Origin of the sequence: Streptococcus mitis, assembly GCF_001579035.1 — a bacterium.
GTDB classification, from domain to species: Bacteria; Bacillota; Bacilli; order Lactobacillales; family Streptococcaceae; genus Streptococcus; species Streptococcus mitis_J.
Genome location: NZ_KQ970294.1, coordinates 2,541 through 5,350, shown reverse-complemented (window position 1 = coordinate 5,350; position 2,810 = coordinate 2,541). Strand labels below are relative to the sequence as shown.

4 protein-coding genes are annotated in these 2,810 nt (G+C 43.8%); all 4 read right to left on the bottom strand.

The window, feature by feature from the left end; all coding sequences use genetic code 11:
* Positions 1 to 287 (bottom strand): ECF transporter S component (locus tag SMIDD26_RS10520; RefSeq protein WP_134990303.1); only part of this gene is annotated, 287 nt, incomplete at its 3' end.
* Positions 265 to 1,038: a bifunctional hydroxymethylpyrimidine kinase/phosphomethylpyrimidine kinase gene (locus SMIDD26_RS10515; protein WP_061440071.1), complete on the bottom strand. Its 774-nt coding sequence runs from the start codon at positions 1,036 to 1,038 to the stop codon at positions 265 to 267. The genes SMIDD26_RS10515 and SMIDD26_RS10520, both read right to left, overlap by 23 nt.
* Positions 1,028 to 1,777, bottom strand: a complete 750-nt coding sequence (truA, locus tag SMIDD26_RS10510; RefSeq protein WP_061440070.1) for a tRNA pseudouridine(38-40) synthase TruA — start codon at positions 1,775 to 1,777, stop codon at positions 1,028 to 1,030. Before truA ends, SMIDD26_RS10515 begins: the two co-directional genes overlap by 11 nt.
* Positions 1,778 to 1,876: 99 nt before the next feature.
* A partial coding sequence (locus tag SMIDD26_RS10505) for an MFS transporter (RefSeq protein WP_246747036.1) occupies positions 1,877 to 2,810 on the bottom strand: 934 nt, incomplete at its 5' end.

Here is a 2,810-nt window from a genome sequence, read left to right as displayed (position 1 = left end):
TGAGCTTTTCCTTTAAATCCTGCGAAAAATCCCTGCAAGCCATGGTTGACCAAGCTAAAGAACATCCACTGGGGATAGCCTGATAAGAGGTCAATCAAGAAACCTGCTAGTCCTCCTACTACAGCCCCTTCACGACTACCAAAATAGAAGGCCGTAAAGAAGACACCCGCATCTAAAAGAGTTAGAATGCCTGTCGGTGTTGGAATTTTTAAGAAATAGCCTAGAACCACAGAGAGGGCGGTTAATAGAGATACAAGGGCGATTTTAGTTGTTTTGGTTTGCTTCATATTGTCTCACTCCATACTGATCTGCTTGTGCAATAGCACGATAAACGAAAGCCTTAGAGCTTTCTACTGCTGGTAAAAGTTCATCACCTTTGACTAGGTGACTGGCAATGCTAGAGGCAAAGGTACAACCTGCACCAGCATTTTGCCCTTGAATGACAGGATTTTCTAGGACTGTAAAGGTTTGTCCGTCATAAAAGACATCTACAGCCTTGTCCTGACTAAGGCGATTGCCTCCCTTGATAATGACTGCTGGCGCTCCTAAGTCATGCAATTTCTGTGCTGCAGTTTTCATGTCTTCCAAGCTTTTAATTTCTTGACCAGCTAATAATTCTGCTTCTGGGAGGTTAGGCGTAATCACACTGACATGAGGGAAAAAGCGAATCAACTCTTGGCAGAGTTCACTAACTGCTACGTCATGCGTTTCCTTGCAGACCAATACAGGATCCAGAACCACAGGCACTCCTGGGCGTTGCTTGATAAAGTCCAATGCCTTCTCAGCCACACTGACAGTTGGTAGAAGACCAATCTTAATCCCTGCAAGCTCCACATCACGCAAGCTATCTAATTCATGTTGAAAAATGGTATCGTCAGTTGGAAAGACTTCAAAGCCCTTTTCCGTCAAGGCTGTCAAACAAGTCACTGCTACAAAACCATGCAAGCCGTTCAAGGTATAGGTAGCCAAATCAGATGACAGGCCACCTCCACTAAAAATATCATTTCCAGAAAGTGCTAAAATGCGATTATTCTTCATATCGAATCTCCTTTAAATACAAACCATTTGGTGCTGCAGTGGGACCTGCAAGCTGCCTGTCCTTTTTCTCCAAGATGAGGTCAATCTGCTCTACTGGTATGCGGTTATTGCCGATTTTGAGCAGTGTCCCCACCATATTGCGAATCTGCTTATACAAGAAGCCATTTCCTGAAAAGGTAAAGGTCAAAAATTGTCCTGTCTCATCAACCCTGAGAGCAGCTTCTGTGATAGTGCGAACCTTATCCTCCACACTGGTTCCAGAGGCTGTAAAGCCTGTGAAATCATGGGTGCCCTCTAGCTTTTTGACAGCCTCCTGCATCCGATCCACATCAAGCGGATAGGGAAAGTGAGTAGCATAGTGACGGCGCATAGGATTTTTAGGACTGCCCCTATCCACGATAAACTCATAGGTCTTGCTATGCTTGGCATAACGGCAATGAAAATCATCCGCCACGAGCTCAATCGAAATCACATCAATATCTTCAGGGGACTGGGTGTCCAAGGCAAAGCGAAGTTTTTCCTCATCCATTTGATAGGGCAAGTCAAAATGAATCACCTGTCCCAAAGCATGAACCCCACTATCTGTCCTACCAGCACCGTGAACAGTAATGGCTTGCCCTTTATTGAGTCTCGTCAAGGTTTTTTCAATTTCTTCCTGAACGCTCCGCGCATGAGGCTGGCGCTGAAAACCAGCAAAGGCGTAACCATCATAGGAAATAGTTGCTTTATATCTCGTCATAATTTCTATTTTATCAAGAAATTAGTCCAGTAACAAGCTAGAAAATTTACAACTGTCTGGGTACAAAATTCACGAAAAGAAAAACTTAGGAAACCAATCCTAAGTTCTCTTTTGAAGTAGGTACATGACAAAGATAGAGGTTACAATCAACCAACCTCCCAAAATTGTAAAGACCAGCATCCCATTGTGAGTCATCAAGCCAATTGCACCTAGAACAAATGGGGTCGTAAAGGCTCCAAAACTACAGCCTAATACAGCAAATGAAGTTGCTTGATTGAGGAGTTTAGCTGGAATTCGTTCAGAGACAAGTTGAAAAACTGTCGTCAAGGCTACACTGTAGGCAAAACCAGCCAGAATGCTTCCTGCTACTACCACCCACAAGGATGGAGCCAGAGCAATCACAATTTGCCCTAAACCGAAGGTAATACCAGACCAGAGGAGCAGTTTCTCTTTAAAGATAGAAATCAAGAAAGAAAAACTCACACCAGCCACAATCCCGATCAACTGCATGACACTAAGAACAAAACTAGATAACTGGGCATCTCCAAGTCCTCTTTCCACCATCAAACTTGGAATACGAATAGTAATAGCCGTATTGGTACAAACTACAACCGCTGCTTCAATAGCTAGGATAAAAATCAAGCCTTTCATTTCTCGAGTTAAACGACTTGCTTCCTTCGCTTTTTTCTTGACTTCTTTCTTTTCTTTTCCATAAGGGACAAAGAGCAGATAAAGAGTCAGCACCAAAAATCCAGCACTATAGGCTAGGAAGGTAGCTGTCCAACCAAAGGCCAACAACTGGCCGACTGCCAAGGTAATGAGAGAAGCCCCAACGACCTCTGCAGAACCGCGTAGCCCTAACATCTGAATTCGCGTTTTTCCTTGATAGCGTTCACTAATAATAGAAATGGCCTTGGCATTGATCATCCCAAGACCCAAACCAAAGAGAATCCGTGTTCCAAAGACAAAAGGATAAGCTTGATACCAAAAGGGAGCCGTCCCGCTCAATGATAAAATCAGCAAGCCCAAACTA

What these genes read in the sequence shown, in the direction of transcription:
- SMIDD26_RS10515 (WP_061440071.1), bottom strand. Translation starts at nt 1,038, where the DNA reads ATGAAGAATAATCGCATTTTAGCACTTTCTGGAAATGATATTTTTAGT.
- truA (WP_061440070.1), bottom strand. Translation starts at nt 1,777, where the DNA reads ATGACGAGATATAAAGCAACTATTTCCTATGATGGTTACGCCTTTGCT.